The following is a 23769-nucleotide window of genomic DNA, read 5'->3' as shown; positions in this document are numbered from 1 at the left end:
GGCAATTCCCGGAACGTGGGAATAACCATTCGGATATCACTGCGTGAACATTCGGAGGACTGTCGATGACGGGCATCCCAGAAATCGCCCCCTACCCACTGCCCACGATGGCGGACCTGCCAGCCAACATCGCATCGTGGACGGTGGACCCGGAGCGTGCTGTGGTCCTGATCCACGATATGCAACGTTATTTCGTCCGCCCGTTCACCGGGGGGCTGCGTGAGCGCCTCGTCGGCAACATCGTCGCCGTGCGCGAGAGGTGCGCGGCTCTGGGAATACCGGTGGCGTACACGGCACAACCAGGAAGTATGAGCGAGGCGGACCGCGGTCTGCTCAAGGACTTCTGGGGTCCGGGAATGCGGGTCGACCCGGTCGACCGCGAGGTCGTCGACGAGCTCGCCCCGCGCGATGAGGACTGGCTGTTCACGAAATGGCGCTACAGCGCCTTCTTCCGGTCCGACCTCCTCGCACGGCTGCGCGACAGCGGCCGGGACCAGCTCCTGCTGTGCGGGGTGTACGCGCACGTGGGCGTGCTGGCCACGGCGATCGAGGCGTACACCAACGACATCCGCACGTTCCTGGTCGCCGACGCGATCGGGGACTTCACCGAGCAGTACCACCGCCTGGCGCTCAACTACGCCGCGGAACGCTGCGCCGTGGTCACCACGACCGGCGCCGTGCTCGACCAGATGAAGGGAGCCTTGCTGTGACCGGGGACCTGCTCGACGCCGTCATGACGGGGAGCGGCCCTTTCGCCCTGCTCCACCGGCCGGAGGCCAACGGCGACCAGGTCGACGTGCTGACCGGCGACATCACCACCCCCGACCGGCTGGTCGACCTGCCCTCGCCCGACGGACCGGTCGGCTCGGCCCGGCACGACGTGCTGGCGATCGTGCCCTACCGGCAGATCCGCGAACGCGGCTTCGTGCACGTGGACGACGGTGAACCGCTGATCGCGCTCACCGTCGGCGAGCAGGCGCTGCTGCCGCTCGGCGACGTGCTGAGCAGGTTGCCGGACGTGCCGTTGCGGCTGGGCCGCGGGCACTTCGACACCGATGACGACGCCTACGCCGACATCGTGCGCCGGGTCATCGCCGACGAGATCGGCACGGGCAAGGGCGCCAACTTCGTGATCCACCGCGCCTACGTCGCCGAGATCCAGGACTACACGACGGGGGCGGCCCTGTCGCTGTTCCGCACGCTCCTGCGCAGCGAGACCGGCGCCTACTGGACCTTCCTCGTGCACACGGGCGAGCGCACCTTCGTCGGAGCCACTCCGGAACGCCACATCAGCGTCACCGACGGGACCGCGGTGATGAACCCGATCAGCGGCACGTACCGGTACCCGTCCGCCGGGCCGACCCTCTCGGGCGTCATGGAGTTCCTGGCCGACCGCAAGGAGTCCGACGAGCTGTACATGGTGCTCGACGAGGAACTGAAGATGATGGGCCGCATCTGCGACGGCGGCGGCCGGGTCACCGGGCCGTACCTGCGGGAGATGGCCCAGCTCGCGCACACCGAGTACTACATCCAGGGCCAGACCACCCGCGAGCCCGGCGAGATCCTGCGGGAGACGATGTTCGCCCCGACGGTCACCGGCAGCCCGTTGGAGAGCGCCTGCCGGGTGATCAGCCACTACGAACCGCACGGGCGCGCCTACTACAGCGGACTCATCGCCCTCGTCAGCCGGGGCGCCGACGGCAGGCGGGACCTCGACTCCTCGATCCTCATCCGGACCGCCGACATCGCCGCGGACGGCACCGTCCGCATCGGCGTCGGCGCCACCCTCGTCCGGCACTCGGACCCGCTGGCGGAGGTCGCGGAGACGCGGGTCAAGGCGGCGGGTCTGCTCGCGGCGCTCGGCGCGGGGCAGCGGACGGGTTTCGCCCAGCACCCCGAGGTCCGGGCCGCGCTGCTGGAGCGCAACACCACCATCGCGGACTTCTGGCTGTCCGAGGAGCCGGCCCGGGGCGGCGGTGACCCGGCCCTGACGGGCAGGCGCGCGTTGATCGTCGACGCCGAGGACACCTTCACCTCGATGCTCGCCCACCAGCTGCGCGCGCTCGGCCTCGTGGTGACCGTCAGCAGGTTCGACGAACCGCACGACGTCCGCGGCCACGACCTCGTGGTCATGGGGCCCGGTCCGGGCGACCCCCGCGAGCTGGACGACCCCAAGATCGCGCACCTCGCGGAGACCTTCGACGTGCTGCTCGCCGAACGCGTGCCGTTCCTGGCGGTCTGCCTGAGCCACCAGGTGCTCAGCGCCAAGCTCGGCCTGCCCCTGGTGCGCCGGGACGTGCCCAACCAGGGCACCCAGCTGGCCATCGACCTCTTCGGGGTCCCGCACCGCGTCGGCTTCTACAACACCTTCGTGGCGACCAGCCCGGACGACGCGGTGCGCCACCCGGCCGTCGGCACCGTCCTGGTCAGCCGCGACGGCCACACGGACCAGGTCCACGCCCTGAAGGGCCCGCACTTCGCCTCGATCCAGTTCCACGCGGAGTCGGTCCTCACCCAGAACGGGCCCGCGATCATGAGCGGCCTGCTGGGCGAGCTGGTGTCGAAGCTGTCCGTGGCCTGATCCCGACCCCCTTCCCAACCTGTGACACCACGTGGAGAAAAGCACCATGCGACTCGCTCAGATCATGGCCGCGACGATGGAGCGCTACGCGGACCGTCCCGCCGTCGGTGAGCGCGCGCGCGAGTTCGTGCGCAACCCGGGCACGGATCGCGTCTCCGTCCGCCTCCTGCCGCGGTACGAGACGACGAGCTTCGGCGAACTGTGGGACCGCGTCCGCGCCTTGGCCGGCGACCTGCACCACCACCCCGCGCACGCGCTGCGCCCAGGGGACCGAGTCGCCTTATTAGGGTTCACCAGCCGCGACTACGCCACCGTCGACCTCGCCGGCATCCACCTCGGCGCCGTCAACGTGCCGTTGCAGACCAGCGCCTCACCCGCGCAGCTGGAGGCGCTGCTGGAGGAGACCGAGCCGCGGGTCGTCGCCGCGAGCTCCGAGCGCCTGGAAGCGGCGGTCGACGCGGTCGCGGTGACCCCGTCGGTCCAACGGCTCCTGGTCTTCGACCACCACCACGAGGTCGACGACCAGCGGGAGCGCTTCGACGCGGCACGGGAGCGGCTGGCCGCCGCCGGGCACGCCGCGGTCGTGGAAGCACTGTCGGACGTCCTGCGCCGCGCGGACGCCCTGCCGTCGGCCCCGCTGTTCGTGCCCGACGAGGGCGAGGACCCGCTGGCGATGTTGATCTACACCTCGGGCAGCACGGGGACGCCGAAGGGCGCGATGTACACCGAGCGGCTGGCCGCCGCCATGTGGGGCGGCGCCTGGTCGAGCCTGTTCTCCGACGAGCGCGAGAGCAACATCAACTACATGCCGATGAGCCATGTCGCCGGGCACTCCTCGCTGAAGAGCACCTTCACCCGCGGTGGGGTCAGCTACTTCACCGCGAGCAGCGACCTGTCGACCTTGCTGGAGGACATCGGTCTCGCGCGCCCCACCGAGCTGTCGCTGGTGCCGCGGATCTGCGAGATGCTCTTCCAGAAGTTCCGCAGCGAGCTGGACCGGCGCTCGACGGGCGCGGTCGACCAGGACGCGGTCGAGGCCGAGGTCATGGCGGACCTGCGCACCAAGACCCTCGGCGGGCGCGTCAAGTGGGCCAGCTCCGCTTCCGCGCCGCTGTCGAAGGAACTGACCACGTTCGTCGAGTCGCTGCTGGGGCTCAAGCTCAACATCATCTACGGGTCCACGGAGGCGGCCGCCGTCTCCGTCAACGGGGAGCTGCTGCGCCCGCCGGTGACCGACTACCGGCTCGCCGACGTCCCCGACCTCGGGTACTACCGCACCGACTCCCCGCACCCGCGCGGTGAGCTGCTGCTCAAGACCGAGGCGATGATCCCGGGCTACTACCGGCAGCCGGAGCTGACGGCCGAGCTGTTCGACGAGGACGGCTACTACCGCACCGGCGACATCGTCGCGGAGCTGGAACCGGGGCGCATCGCCATCCTGGACCGCCGCAAGAGCGTGCTGAAGCTGTCCCAGGGCGAGTTCGTGGCCACCGCGCGCCTGGAGTCGATCTTCGCGGCCAGCCCGCTGGTGCGGCAGATCTTCGTCTACGGCAACAGCGAGCGCTCCTACCTGCTCGCCGTCGTGGTGCCGACCCCCGACGCCCTCGACCGCGCCGGCGGTGACACCGAGGACCTCAAGCGGATGCTGAGCGAGTCCATGGTCGCCATCGCCAAGGACGCGGGGCTGAACTCCTACGAGATCCCGCGCGCCCTGCTGGTCGAGACCGAGGCGTTCAGCCACGCCAACGGGCTGCTCTCCGATCATCGCAAGCTGTTGCGGCCCAGGCTTCGCGAGCGCTACGGCGACCGCCTCGAACAGCTCTACGAGGAGACGGCCGCGCGCGAGGTCGACGAGCTCCGCGACGTGCGCCGCCTGAGCGCTGAACGGCCGGTGCTGGAAACCGTGCGACGGGCGGTGCGGGCCCTCCTCGCCAGCCCGACGACGGAGGTCGCCGCGACGGCGAGGTTCCGGGAGCTGGGCGGGGACTCGTTGTCAGCGGTCACGTTCTCCGACTTCCTCGACGACGTCTTCGAGGTCCGGGTCCCGGTGGACATGGTGATCAGTCCCGCGTCGGATCTGCGGCGCCTGGCCGACTACATCGAGACCACCCGCGCGGTGGGCTCGCACCGGGCCACCTTCGCCGCCGTGCACGGCCGCGACAGCACCGTGGTCCACGCCGACGACCTCAGCCTGGACAAGTTCATGGAACTCGGAGACGTCGAGGACGTCCGCGCGCTGCCCGGGCCGTCGGGGTCGCCGCGCACGGTCCTGCTCACCGGCGCCAGCGGATACCTGGGGCGCTTCCTGTGCCTGGAGTGGCTGGAAAAGCTCGCTCCAGCGGGGGGAAAGGTGATCTGCCTGGTGCGCGGGCAGGAGGCGGGCGCGGCTCGGGCGCGGCTCGACGACGCGTTCGCCGGCGAGGATCCCGAGCTGGCCGCCCGGTTCGGTGAGCTGGCCGAGCACGGGCTGGAGGTCCTGGCCGGTGACATCGCCGAGCCACGGCTGGGTCTGGACGACGACACCTGGGAGCGGCTGGCGCGCGAGGTGGACCACATCGCGCACGCCGGGGCGCTGGTGAACCACGTGCTGCCCTACAACCACCTCTTCGACGCCAACGTGGCCGGGACCGCCGAGCTCATCCGCCTCGGCCTCACCACGCGGGTCAAGTCCTTCGCCTACCTCTCCAGCGTCGCCGTGGCCACCGCGTCGCCGGAACCGTCCCCTGTGGACGAGGACGCCGACGTGCGCCTGGTGATGCCGTCACAGCCAGTCGACGGGGACGAGTACGCCAGTGGGTACGCGACCAGCAAGTGGGCCGGTGAGGTCCTGTTGCGGGAGGCCCACGACGCCTACGGCCTGCCGGTCACGACGTTCCGCTCGAACATGATCCTCGCCCACAGCCGGTACGCGGGGCAGCTCAACCTCCCGGACATGTTCACGCGGCTCCTGCACAGCGTGCTGACCACGAGGATCGCGCCGCGTTCCTTCTACCGCACAGATGACGAGGGCACTCGCCCGCGAGCCCACTACGACGGGCTCCCCGTGGACTTCACCGCGGCCACGGTCATCGCGCTCGGCGGGAGCACGGTCGCGGGGTACCGGACGTTCAACCTGGTCAACCCGCACGACGACGGGATCTCGCTGGACACCTTCGTCGACTGGCTGGTCGAGGACGGGCACAGGATCGAGCGGGTGGACGACTACGGGGACTGGCTCGCCCGGTTCGAACAGGCGATCCGAGCCCAGCCCGACGCACGGCGCGAGCACTCGATGCTGCCGCTCATCCACTCCCTCAGGGAGCCCGAGGAGCCGATCCGCGGATCGGCCATCCCCTCCGCGCGGTTCCGCGCGGCGGTCCAGGACATCCCCCGGCTGTCGCGCTCGCTCATCGCGAAGTACGTCACCGACCTGGAGCGCCTGAAAGTGATCTAGCCGTACTGGCCACGTCCCGGGGTGGTGTGGGAGCTGTCCGACGGCTTCCGCACCACGCCCCGAGGGCTAGCCCCGCGCCGACGTGCGGTCGTGGTCCCTCGGCAGCACCCCGTGCTCGCGGGGGAGCAGCCGGAGCGCGTCCGCGGAGGCCGCGTCCCGCGGGGTGTAGACCTCAAGCCGGTGGTCGGGGCTATCGGGCTGGAGCCACACCTGGTAGGCGACGTCGATGGCCCCGATGATCGGGTGCCGCAGGTCCATCGGGCCCTCGGTGCAGTCCGCGACGTCTCCGGTGGCCCACAGGGAGGCGAACTCGGCGCTGTGCATGGTGAGCTCGCCGATCAGTTCCGCCAAGCGCCCGTCCGTGGGGTACCGCCCGCTTGTCAGCCGCAGGTAGGCGACGTGGATGCGGGCGAGCTCCGACCAGTTGCGGTGCAGCTCGCGGGTGTGCGAGTCGAGGAAGAACATGCGCGGGATCGACGGCCTGCGCTCCAGGTCGTCGGGCGCGTCGAAGTCGACGTGCTCGGCGACCAGGGAGTGCCCGGCGCCGTTCCACGCCAGCACGTCGCCGCGGCGCCCGAGGACGATGGCCGGGGTGGTCTCGCTGAGGGAGTTCAGCAGGGCGAGCACGCGCGGGTGCGGTTGTTCGGGCTCGGGGCGCGACATCCTCGGCATCGCCGGGCGGCGGGCGAGGTTGTGCAGGTGGGTGGTCTCGGCGGTGTCGAGGCAGAGGACCCGGGCGAGCGCGTCGATGACCTGCGGGGAGGCCGCGGTGGCCTGGTCCTGTTCCAGTCGGGTGTAGTACCCGGCGCTGACACCGGCGAGCTGGGCGAGCTCCTCGCGTCGTAGGCCGGGGACGCGGCGAGCCGTGCCGTAGGTGCGCAGACCGACGTCGGTGGGGGTGACGCGGTCGCGCCGGGTCTTGAGGAAGGCGCCGAGGCTCTCCGACTTCATGACCGCGATGGTAGGCAGGCGGTCACAGCGGTGCCTATACCCGTCAGGTGTACCCACAGCAGGGGGCTGGTTGGCGACGTCTCCTGCCCGCACCGTCCTGTGCATGAGTGAAGCGTTGGTGTCCCGCTCGGCTGACCGCCGGGCCTGGTTCGGACTGCTGGTGATCCTCGGTCCGGTGCTACTGGTGTCGATGGACGGGTCGATCCTGTTCCTGACGATGCCCAAGATCACCTCGGAGCTGAGCCCGACCGCCGACCAGGCGCTGTGGATCCTGGACATCTACGGGTTCGTGGTCGGGTCCCTGTTGATCGCCTTCGGCAACATCGGCGACCGGTACGGGCGGCTGCGGCTGCTGCTCATCGGGGCGGTGCTGTTCGGAGCCGGCTCGGCCGCCGCGGCGTTCGCGCCGAGCGCCGAGCTGCTGATCGTCTTCCGGGCGCTGATGGGGCTCGGCGGCGCGACCCTGCTGCCCTCGGCGCTGGCGGTGCTCAGCGAGCTGTTCGTCGACCCGCGGCAGCGGGCCAGGGCGATCGGCATCTTCGCGGCCACCTTCGCCGCCGGATTCGCCATCGGCCCGATCGTCGGCGGTCAGCTGCTGAGCGCCTTCTGGTGGGGTTCGGTGTTCCTGGTCAACATCCCGGTCGTGGTGGTGTTCCTGGCCTTCGCCCCGTTCCTGCTGCGCGAGGTGCGCGCCACCCGTCCCGGCAGCGTCGACGCGCTGAGCGTGGGCCTGTCCGCCGTCGGCCTGCTGGCGGTGGTCTACGGGATCAAGCACAGCGCCGCCTACGGGTTGTCGACCCTGTCGGTGGCCGCCGCGGTCCTCGGGGTCGCGCTCCTGTGGTGGTTCCTGCGCCGTCAGCGCCAGCTCGACCACCCGCTGGTGGACATCAGCCTGTTCCGCGACCGCGTGTTCACCATCGCCGCCATCACCGGGCTGCTGTCCCTGGTCGCCTGGTCCGCCGCGGCCTTCCTCACCGCCACCTACCTGCAGGCGGTGCTCGGCCTCTCGGTGCTGACCGCCGCCCTGTTCGCGCTCCCCGGCGCCGCCGTGCTGACGCTGACCTGCGTCTACACGCCCGCGATCGTCGAGCGGATCGGCAAGCGCGCCGCGCTCATCGCCTGCCACTTCTGCATGGCCGGCGGACTGCTCCTGCTGCTGCCCGCCACCACCTCGGCCGGAGTCGGCTGGTTCGTCGCCTCCACCGTCGTCGCGGGCATCGGCTACGGCGTCTCCTTCAGCCTCGTCGCCGAGACCGCCGTCGCCGCGGTGCCCGAAGAACGCGCCGGTTCCGCGGCCGCGATCGCCGAGACCAGCAACGAGATCGGCAACGCGCTCGGCATCGCGCTCCTCGGCTCGCTCGCCACCCTGCTGTTCCGCGTCGGCGGCCCGGAGCTGGCGCCCACGCTCAACGAGACCCTTCAGCTCCCCGGTCTCGCGCCCGCGGTCGCCGACCACGCGAAGAGCGCCTTCCTCACCGGCCTGCACGTCGCCACGGCGACGGCCGGAGCCCTCTGCGCGCTGCTCGGCCTGCTGGCGGTGCGCTGGATTCCCCGGTCCCGTTCCGGCGCCGACGCCGTCGACTGAACCGGCGGGACCGCCGATCGACGGTTCCCCTGCCCGCGAGCGGGGGAGCCGTCGGCTGGAGAAACCCCTGATTCCTTGTCCTGCGAGGGAGATCCGAGAATGGCCCAGCGCATGATCGTTCAGCTGATCGACGACCTCGACGGTGTCGAGGCCCCGAGCATCGCGTGCGTCGAGTTCGGTCTCGACGGCCAGACGTACGAGATCGACCTGAACAAAGCGAACGCGAACAGGCTCCGCACCGTACTCGCCCCGTTCGTCGAGGCGGCGCGGCCCGTCGACAGGCTGAACGAGCACGGAGCCTGCCTGTGGGATGACGGTGGCTCGGAGCGCGGCAGGGAGGTTTTCCAAGCCATCCGCACGTGGGCACGAATGAACGGGCACGAGATCGCCGACGGCGGACCGCTTCCCCACGCCGTTCTCCACGCCTACAAGGTGGCGAAGTCCTTGCCCGCGACACCCTGGTCGTAATGGGCGCAATGCGGCGCGATGGCGGGGCGCTGTCGCACGCCCGGCAATTCGACGGCCACCCTCGGCAACCAAACTGGCCACAGCGCCGACCTATTCGATAAAACAATTCAAAAGAGCATCGAACCTTGACGAGCTATTCTTCGGGCAACTAAGATAGATGACATCGGCTGTGCCAATTCACAGCGAGCGTCACGCTGCAATGTTGCCCAATGCAATTGTGTCGTCGTCACCTGCGGGAAGCCCGCCGCAGGATGCCGTGTCCGCGCCGTGCGCGGACACCGTGGGCGGCGTCGGCGCTATCCCCCAGCGGCGCCGGCGTCGCCCATTTTTCGAGGCGAGCGATATTCGATCCGATGACATGCGTTCTCGATCGTGCGACAACCAGATCCGGCCCAAGGAACAAGCGCCCAGCAGGAGAAAGGTGCGACGACAACCGTCCGTGGTGACGCGGCGAGGCTCCCGCCATCCGACCCGCTCTTCCCCAGGACGTTGAGCGGGGCCCTTGTTCAGAACTCGTTACCGCCCCAGCAAGCCATCGTGTCGCGCCGAGGCGACGACGAATTCATGACACCTCGCTGTCGCGAGCTCCCGGGCACGCGTCAGCAACGCGCGATCCGCGGCGTCTTGTCCCGGCTCTACCGTGAGCACGTCGACGCCCAGTTCCGCGAACGCCGCGACATGGTCGAGCGCTCCCCCGCCGTGCGGCGCCGCGATGACCTCCGAGACGCACCTGCGCACAGTGTCCGGACGTGGAGCGATCGATCCGACGACGTTCTCGACGCCGATCAGCAGCGCACGCGAGACACTCCCGCCCACCTGCATAGCGATCTACCTCGTGTTTCACCCATACCGCGCTCCGGCGCGGCCCACCCACCACCAGGAGCCCGGAACGCCACCGTGGCTTGTTGATGTCAACGCCTGACGGGTAGGACCTCACTGGCTGTGTCCCTGGCGACGGTGGGGCACATACCCGAACGCATCGCCGAAACAAGTGGGCCTGGGGAGCATCCCGAGTGCGAGCCGGGCAGGCGACGGTGGCCTCCGTCTGCCACGGGCTGTTACCCGCGCGGAGTCAGCTGCGCTGTCCCATGACGGGGTGCACCGCCAGGTCCTTCGCTGCCGCACTCACGGACCAGGCGTCGCGCACCGGATTCACTGACCATGGCGCCGCGACGGAGCTGACTTCTCGATCGGGCAACGCGCACACGAATGCTCCGGTTTCTGTCAGGGGAGCCTGTCATCCTCGGCTGGCGACGAGGATCGGCAGAGGGTGCGGCATGGGCGCGGTGGTTCACGGCCGGGCAGGCCTGAGCTTGCAGGAGTCGGCACAGTGGGCGTGCTCGGGAACGGGCAACGCCCGTCGGGGCGCGTTCTTCGAGCAGCGCGTGGCGCAGATGCTGCACTTCTGGTTGGCGGGCAGACCGGATGAGGTGCATGTCTTTCATGACCTGATCGGATTGAACAACATCTCCGGGGCCGGGGTCGAACCGATCAGCTTGGGCGGCAGCAACATCGACCACATCGTCCTCACCGGTTCTGAGTGGTTGATGATCGACGCCAAGGGCTGCGGAGCAGGCAGTCTGCAAGTCCACCAGGGCAGGGGAGTGCTCGTGCGCACGACGGGAGCAGCAGCCCGAAGCCGTGGATGGACGACCGCAAGGCCTACTCCCGCGCGGGAGTGCCCTTCCGCCTGACCGACAAAGGCGGTATCGCGGTCTGGGTGGTCCCGGACACCACCGCCTACGACCACCCCAGCTTCCCGACAGCGCGGTTCCTCTCACACCACAACGCGCGGTTGTGCGTGCTCAACGACGCCGAGGTCGCAGCCGCCGAACTTGACGAGTGGTTGCCGGAGCTCGCGGCGCCCGGCCGATCCGGATGACATCGACCGTTTGCACCGCTACGTCAGCGCCCCCAACATCCGCTACGACCTCGACGCCACCGGTCAGTAGTCGCCGTCGTCGCGGTCACTTCCCACCGACGCAGCCACCCAGCCGGTAATCGACCGACAGCGCGTAAACACAGTGCGCCCGTCTCTGGGGATGGATCATTCGCACCTGGTGGTGCGCCCGTTCCTGGCCATGTGGTCCGGATCAGGCGGGAAGCTTGTCGAGGACCTGGTTGATGCGCTGCTCGCGGCCGTGATCATCGGTGGTCAGGTGCAGGCGCAGACAGGCCAGGCGGACGCGCGAGGGTTCGTCTCGTCGGGGAACCAGCTTCCAGTGCGCCAGCATCGGGTGGTCGACGATGCATTCGAACGTTGGCTCCGGCTGCCGATGCTGCCGCTCGACGGCATCTCGGACGATGTCGGCCGTGATCGCGTTGACCAGGCTCGGGAAGTCGTCGACGAGCGTGCGCACGACGGCGGCGATAGTCCGGACCAGCTTTTCCTGCTCCCCTGGGGTTCAGCGTGGCGGCCTGGACGGAGTCGTAAAGCGTGACCTGGTTGTCCACTCCGGCGCGTTTCAGGGCGTGGGCGACTTGAAGGGAGACGACGGCGCGGAGATCGATCCCGGAGGCGATGGCACCGAGTAGCGTGGCCAGGCCAGTGGAGGTGCACAGGGTTGTCCTGGTCATATCGAGCACAACCACGTTGGAGGCCCCGAGAACGTGCGCTAGATGGTGATCGAGTTCGGGGGCGGTGAACATGTCGAGCTCACCAGAGACCGTGATCACCACGGTGTCGGCGACGGTGCTGACCTCCACCGCGAAATCGCTGCCCGATGCCGGTTCTACGTTGGCGCGCTCCCCGCATGTCATCTCCGTCGGGCACTTCGTTCTGCTGGCGCCACCGTTGCGGACTCTAGTTTGGCGCGCCCTCGCCGCACTATGGAACCGCGGCGCCAGCGGCTGGGCCTACAAACGCCATCGACGGTAAGGCAGATACTCGCTGGTCGTGGTCCTGGTGAGAACGCACGTGTTGGTTCCTCGCGTCTGCATGGTGTGCAAGGGCGATCCGACCATGGTCGCGCACGCGGCGTCCAGCAGAACGGGATGCACGCTGAAGCCGGTTTCGCCAGCCTGGCCCGGTAGCACGACCTCTCCGTGCCTCAAACAGCGCACACACTGCCGCTCACGACACAGACGCCACGAGCTCACCCACACCAGCTTTAGAGAAAGACAGCTTGAGACAACCCGTATCCATGCGGGTCGCATCGAGAGGGAGGACATCGGCCCGGCATGCCTTCACGGCAGGCAAACGGGAAGGACCGCCCGCGTAAAGCCTTCTCCGCGCTGCCCGGGACTGCCGTGCCCGGCTTCGTCCTCCGCGCGACCACCGAGAGTCAGAACGGGTCGAGCGCCTGACCATTCCAGCAGCGCCCAGGCAGGACCGCCCCCACGAGCAGCCTTAGCGAACAGCACGGCCACTTCCAGTTCGGCGTCGATCAGGGCCACCACATCGGAGCCGGCGTCTCGGCGAAGCTCAGCGACGATCCGCTGGCGCAACTCACGAACGGACTCCCCCCGTCACACAGGAAAGACGCCAGAAACGCCGATCGCGTCGAGAATCTTTCATCAGAAAACCTAGCTCCAGCCGGCCCGGTGGTTCACGGTCTCACGATCGCCCCTCGGAGGAATCTCACCTACTCGCCAGCCCCTTGCCACCCCGGCAACCCCTCGCCCGGCTGAATGATCATCCAGCAGGACTGTCGGCGGCGTTGGTGCATCACAGTTGGGTTTGCCAAACGAACGGTAGAACCTGGCTTGAGAGTGAAGGCGGGATGGTGGAGCAGCGCCAGCCAGCGGGCTGACACCGAGCGAATCCGAAAGGATTTCCCATACGAGTTGTTCGTCCGTGCGCGCCGAACGTCTTGGCGGAGGCAGCGATCAAGCATTCGGTACGGAGATCGAGAACTCGTTGCCGTAGCCAACAGGAGGCTACACGACGAATGCGTTCGACTGTTCGAAAAGAACAATCGAACGGTCGTCAAGTTCGGGCCGGAAGCCAGCCACCCCGGACGCGACGCAGGAAACCGAGATACATATTGATGGGATCAACGACCCGTTGCCGCGAAGTCCGTTGGCGGCCGTCGCGAGTAGCCAGGATGACGTGACGCCGCGGGTTCACGTGGCCTTGCGGCTTGACCGTGGTGAGCCCACGGCCGCCCTGAAGCGCTGCTCTGCGGTACTGCGTCGCCGGTCAGGGCACTACCCGGAGCAGGATCACTGCGTCCCACAGGTCCGGTGAAGGCAATGGCGGGTGACGAGTCGAGTCGGTGGTCGGGTCAGGCTGTGCGGACTGCAAGACCATGACTTGTGGGAGTTGCGGCCCTCGATTTCGGAGCGGTTGTGCGATCACTTCCCAAATTATCTTCGCGTGTTACTGCTGGTGAGGTGGTGACACGAGAGGTGAATGTTGGGCAAGTTGTGGCGGTGCACCAGGCCGCCTGGGCTGCCCTTATGCCAAATACCATCGCAGCTCGCTCGTCGTTAGCCGAAGAATCAGTCAATGGGCCTAGATCATCACCTGCCGTCGTCACTTGCTACCTAGACATGAGCGTACTAAGGTACGGTTTGCGCGCGTAGTCGACGGAACTCAGGGTCGGTCCGGGCTAGCGAAGTACCGTCGGCTCCTGCCCGATGTAGGCGGGCATACACATCGCGACGGCATATCGAGGTCCGAAGACGTTGCGAGACGAGTAGTACCGATCGTCAAGATTGTGCGAGATTCTGGTCGGTCGCCGCCGCTCGCGGCGATTTAGGAACGGTAATGCGAACCGCCTATGGAGTCGCTGTGTACCGGTTTCAGAAGCACGCAAACGTCGTTGACATTCTCAGCTCTCACGCATGCGGCAAGGGCGACGACACCGCTCTCGTCCTGTACGGCCAAGGGCCGCCCAAGGCCGTCAGCTACGCCGAGCTCCTCGGCGGGGCGGTGAGGGTGGCCGGGCTGTTGCGGCGGAAGTATCCGCCGGGCTCTCGGGTGCTTCTCGCGAACTCGGAACCGGGGGACTTCGCCACGTCTTTCCTCGGTTGCCTATTCGCCGGCATCATTGCTGTACCGGCACCGGTGCCCAGCGGGCGGCACCACGAGCGACGGCTGCGTCGCATCGCTGAGCACGCCGACGTGGTGGCCGCGCTCACCACAGCCTCCGACCTGCGGACGATCGAGAGGTGGGCGAGCCGCTACGGGTCCACCTTGCCCGTTCTCAATGCCGCAGACGCGCCTGTGGGTGCGAAATCCGGGCCCTTGCAGCCCGCCCTCCACAAGATCGCGCTTCTGCAGTACACCTCGGGATCGACCGGCGCGCCGAAGGGCGTCGTGGTCACCCATGAGAACCTGATCACCAACGTCGCCAGTCTCTGTCGGGGCTTTCGCCTTGACGCCTCGGTGCGGTTCGGCGGTTGGATACCGCTCTACCACGACATGGGTCTCATCGCCCTCCTGCTGCCTGCCTTGTTCCTAGGCTCGACGTGCACACTGATGCCTCAGGCATCGTTCATCGCCCAGCCGCTGCGCTGGCTGCGGATGATGGATGACTGCGGGGTGAACTACTCTGCGGCCCCCAACTTCGCCTTCGACTTCTGCGTGCGCCTCGCGGAGGCGCGGGACTTGTCCGACTTGGACCTGTCGCGGTGGACACACGCGATCAACGGGTCCGAGCCGATCCGTACCCGAACGCTGGCCCGGTTCGCCGAATGCTTCGCCGCCGCCGGTTTCCGACCCGAGGCGTTCCTGCCCAGCTACGGGCTCGCCGAAGCGACGGTCTACGTGTCCGGCGGCGGCACATCCGGTCCGATGACGGTATCGGTCGACGCCGACGCGCTGGCCCGGCACGTCTTCCGCTCCCCGCGGCCGGGGAACCGCACCGCCGTGCTCACAGGTAGTGGGGTGCCGGCCGACCTGGAGGTGGCCGTTGTCGACCCCGCCACCCACCTGCCTCGACCGCCTGGCCAGGTCGGCGAGCTTTGGCTCCGGGGGGAGGGCCTCGCGACCGGCTACTGGGACGACGAGCAGGCCACGAAGGGCGTCTTCCGGGCGGAGACCGCAGACGGGCAGGGTCCCTATCTCCGTACCGGCGACCTGGGTGTCGTACACGAGGGCGTGGTGTTCGTGACCGGTCGACTCAAGGACGTACTGGTGGTCCGTGGCCGCAACCTGTACCCACAAGACATCGAGGAGGAGTTGCGGCGGCAGCACCCAGCGCTCGCGTCCTCCGTGGGCGTCGCGTTCACGGTGCCGGTGTCGGACGACGCGGAGGACCCGTCAGCCATCGTGATCGCTTACGAGCTCCGCCACACGGCGACCGAGGACGAGTGTGCCCGGCTCGCCGAGGAAATGCGGCTGACGGTGACCCGCGAGTTCGGGATCAGTCCCGGCGGGATTGCGCTCCTGCCGCGGCAGACCGTCCAACGGACCACCAGCGGCAAGATCGAGCGCCGCACGATGCGCGCCCGGTTCCTCTCAGGCGAACTGACCGCCGTGTACGAGGACCTCGACATGTCCGTCGCAGCCGCTAGGAGCGAGGGCTCCCGATGAGGTTCTCTCCGCTGGCACTGACCCGGTCCGTCGTCCGGAACGCGAACGACGAAGGTCCGCTCAGCGCACAAGCCGTGCTCGCTCTGGACCGGGACGAGGAGTTCCCGGCCGAAGGCTGCGCGATCCTCGACGAGGCAGGCCTGAACTCTCTGTACGTGCCGCCGGACCTCGGCGGTGCGCTGTACTCCTATCCCACCCTGGTCCATGCGCTCGCCCAAGTAGCGGGTTACGACCTGACCCTGGCGATCGCCCATGCCAAGACATTCCTAGGTGCCGCGCCCGTGTGGTTGGCCGGCGAGCGGGCCCAGGCTGCCCGGCTGGCGCGCCGAGTCCTGGACGGCGCTGTGGTCTCCTGGGGTCTCACCGAGCGCGGACACGGCGCGGATCTCCTGGCGGGCGAGCTTTCCGCAGCCTGGACCGCTGATGGCTGGTCACTCACCGGCTCCAAGTGGATGATCAACAACGCCCGCCGGTGCGGCCTGATCTGCGTGCTGGCCCGAACCGCGCCGGAGGGCGGCCCGCTCGGATTCAGCCTCCTACTTGTCGACACTGGCGAGCTTCCTCTCGGGACCTGCGAACGGCTGCCGAAGCTCCACACCCACGGCGTCCGTGGCGCGGACATCAGCGGGATCGCCTTTGTCAAGGCACCTGTTCCGCATGAGGCGCTGGTCGGACCAGCGGGCACCGGCTTGGAGACGACCCTGAAAGCCCTGCAGGTCACCCGAACGCTCTGCCCAGCGCTGTCTATCGGGACGGCGTCGCACGCGGTGCGATTGGCCCAATGCCAGCTGGGTGTGCTGGAGCGCTACTCCCACAAGGCCGCCATCCTGCCCGTGACCCGGAGAGTTCTCGGACAGGTGGTGGCCACGCTGTGGATCATGGAGTCAGTGGCGTACGTGGCCGCCCGCTACCTGCACCTGATGCCCGAGCAGATGTCGGTGGTGTCGGCGATCGCAAAGGCGCTGGTGCCGACACTGGCAGACGAGGCGATGGAGAGCCTGCGGGAACTCATGGGCGTCCGCGGCTACCTCGAGACGGACATGTTCCAGAAGGTCGAGCGCGACAACAGGATCGTCGCCATCTTCGACGGCAGCACTCCGGTCAACGAGGACGCCTTGCTCAAACAGCTCCCCCACCTCTCGCGCACCGGTCGCGACGCCCTGTCGGAGTCGGCGGCGGAGGCCGTGTTCCGACTGGGCTCGATGGGAGGCGATCTCCCCGCCATCGAGTGGCAGGAGCTGCGCCTGGTGAGTACTGCGGGCTGCGATCTGGTACGAGCCGTTCCCCGACTCGTCGCCGAGATACGCCACCGTCGCACCTGCATGGCGTTCCGGGGCCGGCTCGACGCGTTCGAGGAGTTGGTGCGCCGCACGCTGACGCAGGCAGACGGCTACGTGCCCGCTACGCCCACCCCTGCCGAGGACTTCACGCTTGCCCGTCGCTATGAGGTGTGCTTCGCCGGAGCTGCCTGCCTGGCAGTGCGACTGGGTGACGCGCCGGTGGACGATCTCTGGCTCGAGGCCTGTCTCGCGCGCGTCATGGAGTGTGCCGCCGGCAGCTCCAGCCCTTTTCCCGAGCCCGACGTCTACGACGAGGTGTCCATGGACGCAGGTCGCCTCTTCCCGATGGCCGAAGGGACCTCAGATGGCCGTTGACGACGAGCTGGTCGCGCTGCTGGGAAATCCTCACGATCCGGAGAATCCCGTGGGATACCGGTCCTGTTTGAAGGCCGACGAGCGAGGTGAGATCCTTCGGGAGGGGGAGCGTCGGCTCACCGACTTCGGGCTCGGCGCCGAATTCGTTCCGGCCGACATGGGCGGCAGACTGCGAACCCTTGACCGGACGGTTGCACTGCTGCGGGCCGTTTACGCGCGAGACCCAGCGCTCGGCCTTGGCTTCGGGCTGACCTCGCTGATAGCCGCCGTCAACGTGTGGGCCGCCGGAGAAGGCGCTCTTCGCCGTGAGGCGGCTGACGTGCTGCTCGGTAGAGGACGTATCGCCTCCGCCTATCACGAGTTCGCACACGGCAGCGATATCGCCGCAGCCGAGCTCGCCGCTTCACCGGAGTGTGGCGGCTACGTTCTCACCGGACACAAGGAGGTGGTGACCAACATCGGCCGGGCGGAGGCGATCCTGGTCTACGCCCGCACTTCCCCGGCCCCGGGACCCCGCAGCCACTCCTTGTTCCTGTTGCGCTCTGCGGAGCTTCCCGCCGGAGCCGTCCGACGTCATCACCGCTACCCGAGCGTGGGCATGCGAAGCGTCCAACTCGGTGGTCTCGACTTCGACCGTTGCCGCGTCGTAGCCGATCGGCGGGTGGGGTCTGAGGGCGCGGGCCTTGAGATCGCCCTACGATCATTTCAGGTCACGCGTACTGTCATCCCCGGCGTGCTCACCGGCATCCTCGACACGGCGCTACGGATGGCGCTGCGCTACGCGCTCGACCGGCGTCTGTACGGTCGGCCGGTCATCGCGCTGCCGCGGGTGCGTGCGGTACTGGCTGATGTATACGGTGACCTGCTGCTTGCGGAGACGTTCGCGCGGGTCGCCGTCCGGGCTCTCCACCTCCTGCCGGAGCAAGCCGTGATGCATGCGGCCGCAGTCAAGTACCTGGTGCCGCAGATGATCGTCGCCGGGGTCAACAACCTCGCCGGGCTGCTCGGCGGCAGCTCGTACCTGCGTGAGGGCGAGCACGCATACTTCCAGAAGCTGGTACGCGATGTGCAGCCATCCACCTTCGGCCACGCGTCCGGCATATCCTGCCTGATGTCCCTGCTGACCTACTTGCCTGCGATCGGTCGAACTGCGCGGCAGAACCGTCCTCGGTTGCCGACGGAAGAGATGTTCCGGCCAACGGCGCCACTCCCCGACCTGGCCTGGGAGCGGCTCGGGCTTCGCGGCGGGGATGTGGACGATCTCTTCATGTTGCCGTTGACGGATGTCCCGCTTCCGGAACGGTGCGCCGAGGTGGTCGAGGCGATCGAAGCGGAGCGTACGTCGCTCGCAGAGCGGTACGCCGGGCTGAGCCCGGAGGACCGCGGTGCTGCAGCTCGGGTGTCTGCCTACGAACTGGCTCGGCGCTACACCATCGTGCTAGCGGCAAGCAGCTGCGTAGGTGTCTGGCGTCACCGCACATCGAACGACGCCAATGCAACCGCTACCGCTGGCGCCCTGGTACGGGCGGCGCACCTGCTGGACCGCAACCGGGAGATGAGCACCCAGGTCCGCGAGAACTTGCTCGACGAAGCGACACAGCGCATCGAAAGCCATGCGCGACTGTGCGACCCAGGATAGGCGGAATGCTTTGCCATGCCAGAACAGGACACGTCAAACGCGTCGAAACAGACCGTTCGCGAGTGGACTCGGGAACGCGTGGCGGTGCACACCAAGCACTCGCCATGCGATGTCGCCGACGACGTCCCGCTCTATCGATACGGGCTCGATTCCCTCTATGCGGTGACCTTGTGCCTGGAGGTGCAAGAACGCTTCGGGCTCGTCATCGAGCCCACCACCATATGGGACAACCCGACCGTCGAAAAGCTCGCAACGTTCATTGAAGGGGAACTGTCCGTCGGCTGACCCGGTAGTTCCAGCCGCAGCTCAGTACTAAGGAGCGCTCATGCAGTGGCCCAGTACGTTCATCGCAGCCACCGCCGTTTGGCTGCCCGGGCAGACCGACATCGATGCGGCGGTCGAGCGCGGCGAGTACGAAGCGCACCAGCGGGCGAGGACGCACTACTTATCCGTCACGGATGCGGGGCCGCTGCCGCCGCCCGAGATGGCAGTGCGAGCCGCCCGGTCCGCATTGCGGCGCTCCGGAGGAGCGGCCGAGGACGTTGTGCTCCTACTGCACGCCAGCATGCACCGACAGGGTCCCGCCGGTTGGACACCGGCGGCCTACGTCAAGGAGCGCGCGATCGGCGGCGTCGCCCCGGCCGTCGACATCGGCCAGGCGTCAAATGGCGGGCTCGTCGCCCTCGAACTGGGCGCGGCATACCTCGGGACCCAGCCGGCCGAGGCCACCGTGATCGTCACCACCGCTGACAACTTCAACGCCCCCGGGTTCTTGCACCGCTATCTCTCCGACGACGTCGTACTCGCGGACGGAGCTACTGCCGCGGTTCTCCATCCCACCCGGGGGATCGCTCGCCTGCTGGCCAGCCACACGGTCGGATTCACCGAGTTGGAGGCGGCCTACCGGCCGCCAGGTGAACTGGCGCTGGGAGGGAAGGTCGAGGACTGCGACTTCGTCGACCTCACCGCCCGCAAGATGTCGTTCGCTGCCGCGTTCGGACGCGAACGGATGCTCGACTTGATCGCGGGCGGTGCGGTTGCGGTAACCGAGGTCGTGTGTGCGGACTCCGACACCGCCGTGGAGGACTTCGATCACGTCGTGGTGCCTCATCTCGGCGAGGAGTTCGTGCAATGGGACTTTCTGCAACCCTTAAAGATTCTCGTCGAACGGACCACATGGCACTGGGGCCGGACCGTTGCTCACCTAGGCCCCGGCGATCCCTTCGCTGGCTTGAACCACCTCGTCGAATCGGGCACAGCCCGGCCCGGCCAAAAGGTCATGCTGCTGAGTATGGGGGCGGGGTTCCATTGGACCTGCGCCGCGCTGGAGATCCTCCAAGCGCCCCAATGGGAGGAGTGAGCGCCGACGACAGCATGAACTGACCGGCGGATATCAGGCGCTATTACCGGAAAAGAACGGCCTCGAGTCGCGCTGCAGGGGATTCTGCGGTTTCCTCGTACTCAGCTGAGCCATGGCTCCACTGTTGGTATCTTTAGCTGGACTAGTCTACCGTTGTACAGGATATTATGATTATGTCGAAGTCAAATCTAGCGCCAGAGATCGAGCACTTCTACTCGCAGGTTGTCGACGAAAGCGCCCGACTGAGCATGTCAGCAGATGGGCAGCTTGAACTGCTCCGTACCCAGGAAATCCTGCGGCGGTTCTTGCCGCCGCCTCCGGCCCGCATTCTGGACGTTGGAGGCGGCTCCGGCGTTCACGCACAGTGGCTGGTCGCTGACGGCTACCAGGTGGACCTGATCGACCCGGTGGCCCGGCATGTAGAGCAGGCTGCGAAGGTGTGCGCTGCTTACCTGGGGGACGCGCGTCAGCTCACTGCCGAAGATGCGTCCTATGACGTGGTGCAGGTACTCGGCCCGCTGTACCACCTACCGAACCCCGAGGACCGCCAGGCAGCGCTCTCTGAAGCCCGACGCGTGGTGATGCCCGGCGGGCTCGTGGCTGCTGCCGCGATTAACCGCTACTCGCCGCTCTTCGAGCACGCCACCTTCGCGCATCTTCACACCGAGCGCGTGCAAGCGTCGATCTCCGCAATCCTCAGGACCGCCGTACATGACGGCAAACACGGCTTCACCCTCGCCTACTTCCACCGCGCGGAGGAGCTTGCCGGGGAGATGCACGATGCCGGGTTGACCGACGTGGAAGTGTTCGGTGTCGAAGGCCCCGCATGGTCTCTCCTCAAAGCCGTGGAGCAACAGCCTGGACTGGGGCCGTCGGATGACCTGTTCGCCTCCGTGCTGACAGCCGCACGGATGGCCGAGCCTTATCCGGAACTGCTCGCAGCCAGCTCACACCTCCTTGCCATCGGGAGAGCACCTGACGGTAGTCCGTGACAGCAACGCGGGGTGCGCGGCTGATCAGCGTCGATCTTCAGGAACACGTCGCCAATGCGCAGGGTCACGCACTCGTTATGGGCGACGACAACCTCGATCTCCTCCACGTCGGCCACTATCACGGGGATGACCACCGACGTCGCCGGATTTATCACCTGCGACTGCGCATCTGACCGCGTCCCGCTGCCCAAGGATGTGGGGACGGCCTTCAACGACCACGCCGATCGGTCAGAGGTTGGGGGAAGCGAAAGCCGACGTGGCAGTGGTGTGCGTATTGCGGAGGTAACGGGCGGCGTGGATCTCGTCATTGAGCACCACGAGACATCCGAGGCCGCGGCAGACGCCCGATCCTGCGACCGGGATGGTGGCGAGCAGGTTCGCTGGTCCGTCGGCGCCGGAGTTCAGTTCGCTGGTGATGAGCGTGGCGAGCTCGACAAGATCGGCGATCCCTAGGGACGCGGACGGCAACGCTCGGAATGTCGTCGTTCGCAGCGTGATACCGGTGTTAACGAGTCCGGGCACCGCAGCGAGTAGATCGTCGGCAGTCAGCGACGGTGCGACGCCCGCGCGGTCGGTAGTGGGTGCCATGGCAATCGTTCCGCCGAGCGTGATCATCGACACGGTCGCTTGGGTGGGGGCGATAGGAATGACGGCCTCCTCACGCAACGTGGGACGCGGGTGATCACAGCAAGAGGCACTTCCCCACCCAAGGGGGTCAGCGACGTGCAGCGGAGGCAAGCGAGGCGACAAATCTAATTGCCCGGTCGATCCCATCGATACTCAAGGCACGGCTTCGGGGGCGGGTCAACGCACTGAGAGAGATCGTGCTGAGTTCGGCGCAGCGGCTAATGAAGGCAGTCCAGTCGAGGTGTAGGTACTCGGCGAGACCGGCAAGACGGGCCTGCGGTGTTGAACTGGGTGCGACGGCGGTGGTGACAGCATGGCCAAGAACGTCGCTAACGGCACTGATGACGTTCGACGAGGTCGTACGGTCGACGCGCCAGCGTCCTTCAGTGCGGCCCCAGTCGCGATGACGGCCTTGCCGCTGGGGAGCGAGGACGAAGCAGTCCACCTCGCCAAGTTGAGCCTCGACCGTAGCGGCGACGGCGACCGCAACCACGAAGCCGACGTCCTCGGCCCACTGCTCACCCTGTTCCGCAGCGACTCCGCCCGCACCGGACGCGGCCAGCTCTACACGCCAGCATGCATCGCCACTCTCATGGCCGCCATGGTCACCCCCGAGGAACACAGCTCCTGCTGCGAACCCACCACCGGAACCGGCGGGATGCTCCGCGCCGCCGCACAAGCCATGCGTCACAACGGAAGAGACCCTTGAACCGAGTCAACTGGCAAGAGCGCGTCGTTGCCGCCTGATCGCCAGCAGCGGAGAACGGCCGAATCATTTCTTTCGACCTGACCACGCCATGGACCACGGGATGCCGAAGCCGCCACCAAGACCACGAAGACGGTGCTCCGGCCCCGTCATCCCCTACGGCGTCAAGCCCTCTGGGACCGTCGAGCACCGTGCCGAGTTCGAACCGCTCGATCGGCCGCAGGTCCGGGCCCACCGTCAGCCAAGACAGGCCACTAGTTCCGGTGAGCATCTTTCGGCCCGCTTCCGCCGCGACGCGAAGGACGCTCTTGTGACACGGATTGGAAATCACACGATGAGGACACGGCTAGCCGCCGACCAGAGAAAGTTCGTGCGTGATCGAGCATTGGACCTGCTGCCGCCGGTGGCGATCTACTACGGGCTCCACCTACTGGGCGCGAGTGACTGGGTCGCGCTGCTCGCCGCCGTCGTCATCTCCGCGCTGCGCGTCGTGTGGAGCGCCGTGCGCGAGCACAACCTCAACCCTTTCGCCGCCTACTCGCTGCTGAGCTACGGGATCGGGCTCGCGGCGACGTTCATCAGTGGTGACGCACGATTCTTGATGCTCAAGGACGTGATCCTGGTAGCCGCTGCCGGGATCGCCTTCCTGGTCACCGCTGCGCGCGGGCACCGGCCGCTGTCCGTGATCGTCCAGCAAGCCTGGGCCCCCTCCCGCAGCGTCGAGATCTACCAGGCCTACCAGACAAACCCCGATGTCCGCCGCCGGCACCGCTTCAGCTGCACAGTTGCAGGCCTGACTCTGATGGCCTTTGCCGTCGTCAAGACCGTCCTGATCCTCCTGCTGCCGATCAGCGTCGTGGTCGGGCTGGCTCCCGTCATACAGCTCACCACAATCGGCACGTTGATCGCGTGGAACGTGCGCTACTTCGCCCGCGCAGCCAGTGTCACCGCGCCTGCCGTCGCCCGCCTCGACGAGCCGGTCCCGTCACTGGGCGGGCGTGCGGCCCCGTCAGGCGGCCGGTCAGCATGAGATCTGTCCGCCGCTGGCGTGCTCGGCGCACCCGGCATGCTCGCGGTGGCCATCGCCGCGCTCGGCTTCGGCGTGACCGTCGGCTTCGTCGAGGTCGCGGTGCCCGCCGCCGCAATGCAGGCGGGCCACGGCGCGCTCGGCGGCGTGCTGCGGTGAATCTGGTCGGTCAGCTCGGTGCTCTTCGGCATGCGCCCCTGGCCGCGACCTGTGGCGACGCGGTGCAACAAGCCGCCTGCCCGCGCGTCGCCGGGTCGAAATCTG

At 67.8% G+C, this 23769-nt stretch carries 20 protein-coding genes and 2 pseudogenes; 17 read left to right on the top strand and 5 right to left on the bottom strand.

Annotation, left to right across the window (positions count from 1 at the left end; translation table 11 throughout):
• The first annotated feature begins 65 nt into the window (after window positions 1–65).
• From NLX83_RS22295 to car, 3 genes are read left to right on the top strand one after another with little or no spacing between them, the layout of a single operon-like run.
• Window positions 66–710, top strand: coding sequence for an isochorismatase family protein (locus NLX83_RS22295; RefSeq protein ID WP_254237065.1), 645 nt, complete (start codon window positions 66–68; stop codon window positions 708–710).
• A complete protein-coding gene (locus tag NLX83_RS22290) occupies window positions 707–2581 on the top strand; it encodes an anthranilate synthase family protein (RefSeq protein ID WP_308209352.1) in 1875 nt (624 codons plus the stop codon). The genes NLX83_RS22295 and NLX83_RS22290 overlap by 4 nt, the downstream gene beginning before the upstream one ends.
• Window positions 2582–2612: 31 nt before the next feature.
• Complete coding sequence (gene car / locus NLX83_RS22285; RefSeq protein ID WP_308209351.1) at window positions 2613–6014, top strand: carboxylic acid reductase; 3402 nt, start codon at window positions 2613–2615, stop codon at window positions 6012–6014.
• Window positions 6015–6080: 66 nt separating this feature from the next.
• Here the strand turns inward: car and NLX83_RS22280 are convergent, their stop codons facing one another.
• Entirely contained in the window at window positions 6081–6965 is an 885-nt protein-coding gene (locus NLX83_RS22280) for a helix-turn-helix transcriptional regulator (protein ID WP_254237063.1), read from the bottom strand.
• 103 nt (window positions 6966–7068) lie between these two features.
• Here NLX83_RS22280 and NLX83_RS22275 point away from each other — a divergent pair, with 103 nt between their 5' ends.
• Window positions 7069–8550: an MFS transporter gene (locus tag NLX83_RS22275; protein WP_254237062.1), complete on the top strand. Its 1482-nt coding sequence runs from the start codon at window positions 7069–7071 to the stop codon at window positions 8548–8550.
• A 99-nt stretch (window positions 8551–8649) separates the two neighbouring features.
• Entirely contained in the window at window positions 8650–9018 is a 369-nt protein-coding gene (locus NLX83_RS22270; protein WP_254237061.1) for a histone-like nucleoid-structuring protein Lsr2, read from the top strand.
• A gap of 516 nt (window positions 9019–9534) precedes the next feature.
• On the opposite strand, the gene NLX83_RS22265 is transcribed toward NLX83_RS22270, so the two are convergent.
• A complete protein-coding gene (locus NLX83_RS22265) occupies window positions 9535–9840 on the bottom strand; it encodes a hypothetical protein (protein WP_254237060.1) in 306 nt (101 codons plus the stop codon).
• Between the two features lie 455 nt (window positions 9841–10295).
• Between NLX83_RS22265 and NLX83_RS22260 the strand changes: the two genes are divergently transcribed.
• Both NLX83_RS22260 and NLX83_RS22255 read left to right on the top strand, forming a co-directional pair.
• Window positions 10296–10712, top strand: a complete 417-nt coding sequence (locus NLX83_RS22260; RefSeq protein ID WP_254237059.1) for a nuclease-related domain-containing protein — start codon at window positions 10296–10298, stop codon at window positions 10710–10712.
• Window positions 10664–10900 (top strand): hypothetical protein, encoded by a 237-nt coding sequence (locus NLX83_RS22255; protein ID WP_254237058.1) that lies wholly within the window; start codon window positions 10664–10666, stop codon window positions 10898–10900. The genes NLX83_RS22260 and NLX83_RS22255 overlap by 49 nt, the downstream gene beginning before the upstream one ends.
• Before the next feature lie 211 nt (window positions 10901–11111).
• Here the strand turns inward: NLX83_RS22255 and NLX83_RS22250 are convergent, their stop codons facing one another.
• Both NLX83_RS22250 and NLX83_RS42285 read right to left on the bottom strand, forming a co-directional pair.
• Entirely contained in the window at window positions 11112–11378 is a 267-nt protein-coding gene (locus NLX83_RS22250; RefSeq protein ID WP_254237057.1) for a hypothetical protein, read from the bottom strand.
• A 112-nt stretch (window positions 11379–11490) separates the two neighbouring features.
• Window positions 11491–11667: pseudogene (locus tag NLX83_RS42285) on the bottom strand (hypothetical protein); the annotation flags it as partial.
• Here NLX83_RS42285 and NLX83_RS22245 point away from each other — a divergent pair.
• The 7 genes from NLX83_RS22245 to NLX83_RS22215 all read left to right on the top strand — a co-directional run bounded on the left by NLX83_RS22245 (window position 11666) and on the right by NLX83_RS22215 (window position 21145).
• Window positions 11666–11896 carry a hypothetical protein gene (locus tag NLX83_RS22245; protein ID WP_254237056.1) on the top strand — a complete coding sequence of 77 codons (231 nt, stop codon included), beginning with the start codon at window positions 11666–11668 and terminating at the stop codon, window positions 11894–11896. The pseudogene NLX83_RS42285 and the gene NLX83_RS22245 overlap by 2 nt on opposite strands.
• A 1857-nt stretch (window positions 11897–13753) precedes the next feature.
• Window positions 13754–15499 carry a fatty acyl-AMP ligase gene (locus NLX83_RS22240; protein ID WP_254237055.1) on the top strand — a complete coding sequence of 582 codons (1746 nt, stop codon included), beginning with the start codon at window positions 13754–13756 and terminating at the stop codon, window positions 15497–15499.
• Window positions 15496–17154 carry an acyl-CoA dehydrogenase family protein gene (locus NLX83_RS22235; protein WP_254237054.1) on the top strand — a complete coding sequence of 553 codons (1659 nt, stop codon included), beginning with the start codon at window positions 15496–15498 and terminating at the stop codon, window positions 17152–17154. The genes NLX83_RS22240 and NLX83_RS22235 overlap by 4 nt, the downstream gene beginning before the upstream one ends.
• Complete coding sequence (locus tag NLX83_RS22230) at window positions 17144–18793, top strand: acyl-CoA dehydrogenase (RefSeq protein ID WP_254237053.1); 1650 nt, start codon at window positions 17144–17146, stop codon at window positions 18791–18793. Before NLX83_RS22235 ends, NLX83_RS22230 begins: the two co-directional genes overlap by 11 nt.
• Window positions 18794–18808: 15 nt before the next feature.
• Entirely contained in the window at window positions 18809–19078 is a 270-nt protein-coding gene (locus NLX83_RS22225; protein ID WP_254237052.1) for an acyl carrier protein, read from the top strand.
• A gap of 40 nt (window positions 19079–19118) precedes the next feature.
• Window positions 19119–20153 (top strand): ketoacyl-ACP synthase III family protein, encoded by a 1035-nt coding sequence (locus NLX83_RS22220; protein ID WP_254237051.1) that lies wholly within the window; start codon window positions 19119–19121, stop codon window positions 20151–20153.
• A 167-nt stretch (window positions 20154–20320) separates the two neighbouring features.
• The gene (locus tag NLX83_RS22215) at window positions 20321–21145 is read left to right on the top strand and encodes a class I SAM-dependent methyltransferase (RefSeq protein ID WP_254237050.1); all 825 of its coding nucleotides are present in this window, start codon (window positions 20321–20323) and stop codon (window positions 21143–21145) included.
• A gap of 228 nt (window positions 21146–21373) precedes the next feature.
• Here the strand turns inward: NLX83_RS22215 and NLX83_RS22210 are convergent, their stop codons facing one another.
• Window positions 21374–21760 (bottom strand): asparaginase domain-containing protein, encoded by a 387-nt coding sequence (locus NLX83_RS22210; RefSeq protein ID WP_254237453.1) that lies wholly within the window; start codon window positions 21758–21760, stop codon window positions 21374–21376.
• A 325-nt stretch (window positions 21761–22085) separates the two neighbouring features.
• Between NLX83_RS22210 and NLX83_RS22205 the strand changes: the two genes are divergently transcribed.
• From NLX83_RS22205 to NLX83_RS42280, 3 genes and pseudogenes are all read left to right on the top strand, one after another.
• A complete protein-coding gene (locus tag NLX83_RS22205) occupies window positions 22086–22481 on the top strand; it encodes an N-6 DNA methylase (protein WP_254237049.1) in 396 nt (131 codons plus the stop codon).
• 88 nt (window positions 22482–22569) lie between these two features.
• Window positions 22570–23508: a VC0807 family protein gene (locus NLX83_RS22200; protein WP_308209350.1), complete on the top strand. Its 939-nt coding sequence runs from the start codon at window positions 22570–22572 to the stop codon at window positions 23506–23508.
• A 6-nt stretch (window positions 23509–23514) separates the two neighbouring features.
• Window positions 23515–23727 (top strand): annotated as a pseudogene (locus NLX83_RS42280) (MFS transporter); the annotation flags it as partial.
• Between the last annotated feature and the right edge of the window lie 42 nt (window positions 23728–23769).

The sequence above is a fragment of the Allokutzneria sp. A3M-2-11 16 genome (assembly GCF_024213555.1).
Lineage (GTDB): Bacteria > Actinomycetota > Actinomycetes > Mycobacteriales > Pseudonocardiaceae > Allokutzneria.
The sequence above is the reverse complement of the archived record's forward strand: the minus strand, read 5'-3'. Positions and strand labels throughout refer to the sequence as shown.

Excerpts from the sequence above, each read along its gene's own strand:
- NLX83_RS22230 (WP_254237053.1), top strand. The coding sequence starts at position 17,144 with ATGGCCGTTGACGACGAGCTGGTCGCGCTGCTGGGAAATCCTCACGAT.
- NLX83_RS22270 (WP_254237061.1), top strand. The coding sequence starts at position 8,650 with ATGGCCCAGCGCATGATCGTTCAGCTGATCGACGACCTCGACGGTGTC.
- NLX83_RS22210 (WP_254237453.1), bottom strand. The coding sequence starts at position 21,760 with ATGATCACGCTCGGCGGAACGATTGCCATGGCACCCACTACCGACCGC.
- NLX83_RS22225 (WP_254237052.1), top strand. The coding sequence starts at position 18,809 with ATGCCAGAACAGGACACGTCAAACGCGTCGAAACAGACCGTTCGCGAG.
- NLX83_RS22275 (WP_254237062.1), top strand. The coding sequence starts at position 7,069 with ATGAGTGAAGCGTTGGTGTCCCGCTCGGCTGACCGCCGGGCCTGGTTC.
- NLX83_RS22235 (WP_254237054.1), top strand. The coding sequence starts at position 15,496 with ATGAGGTTCTCTCCGCTGGCACTGACCCGGTCCGTCGTCCGGAACGCG.
- NLX83_RS22295 (WP_254237065.1), top strand. The coding sequence starts at position 66 with ATGACGGGCATCCCAGAAATCGCCCCCTACCCACTGCCCACGATGGCG.
- NLX83_RS22265 (WP_254237060.1), bottom strand. The coding sequence starts at position 9,840 with ATGCAGGTGGGCGGGAGTGTCTCGCGTGCGCTGCTGATCGGCGTCGAG.
- NLX83_RS22205 (WP_254237049.1), top strand. The coding sequence starts at position 22,086 with ATGGCCAAGAACGTCGCTAACGGCACTGATGACGTTCGACGAGGTCGT.
- NLX83_RS22215 (WP_254237050.1), top strand. The coding sequence starts at position 20,321 with ATGATTATGTCGAAGTCAAATCTAGCGCCAGAGATCGAGCACTTCTAC.
- NLX83_RS22255 (WP_254237058.1), top strand. The coding sequence starts at position 10,664 with ATGGACGACCGCAAGGCCTACTCCCGCGCGGGAGTGCCCTTCCGCCTG.
- NLX83_RS22220 (WP_254237051.1), top strand. The coding sequence starts at position 19,119 with ATGCAGTGGCCCAGTACGTTCATCGCAGCCACCGCCGTTTGGCTGCCC.
- NLX83_RS22260 (WP_254237059.1), top strand. The coding sequence starts at position 10,296 with ATGGGCGCGGTGGTTCACGGCCGGGCAGGCCTGAGCTTGCAGGAGTCG.
- NLX83_RS22280 (WP_254237063.1), bottom strand. The coding sequence starts at position 6,965 with ATGAAGTCGGAGAGCCTCGGCGCCTTCCTCAAGACCCGGCGCGACCGC.
- NLX83_RS22245 (WP_254237056.1), top strand. The coding sequence starts at position 11,666 with ATGTCGAGCTCACCAGAGACCGTGATCACCACGGTGTCGGCGACGGTG.
- NLX83_RS22200 (WP_308209350.1), top strand. The coding sequence starts at position 22,570 with ATGGACCACGGGATGCCGAAGCCGCCACCAAGACCACGAAGACGGTGC.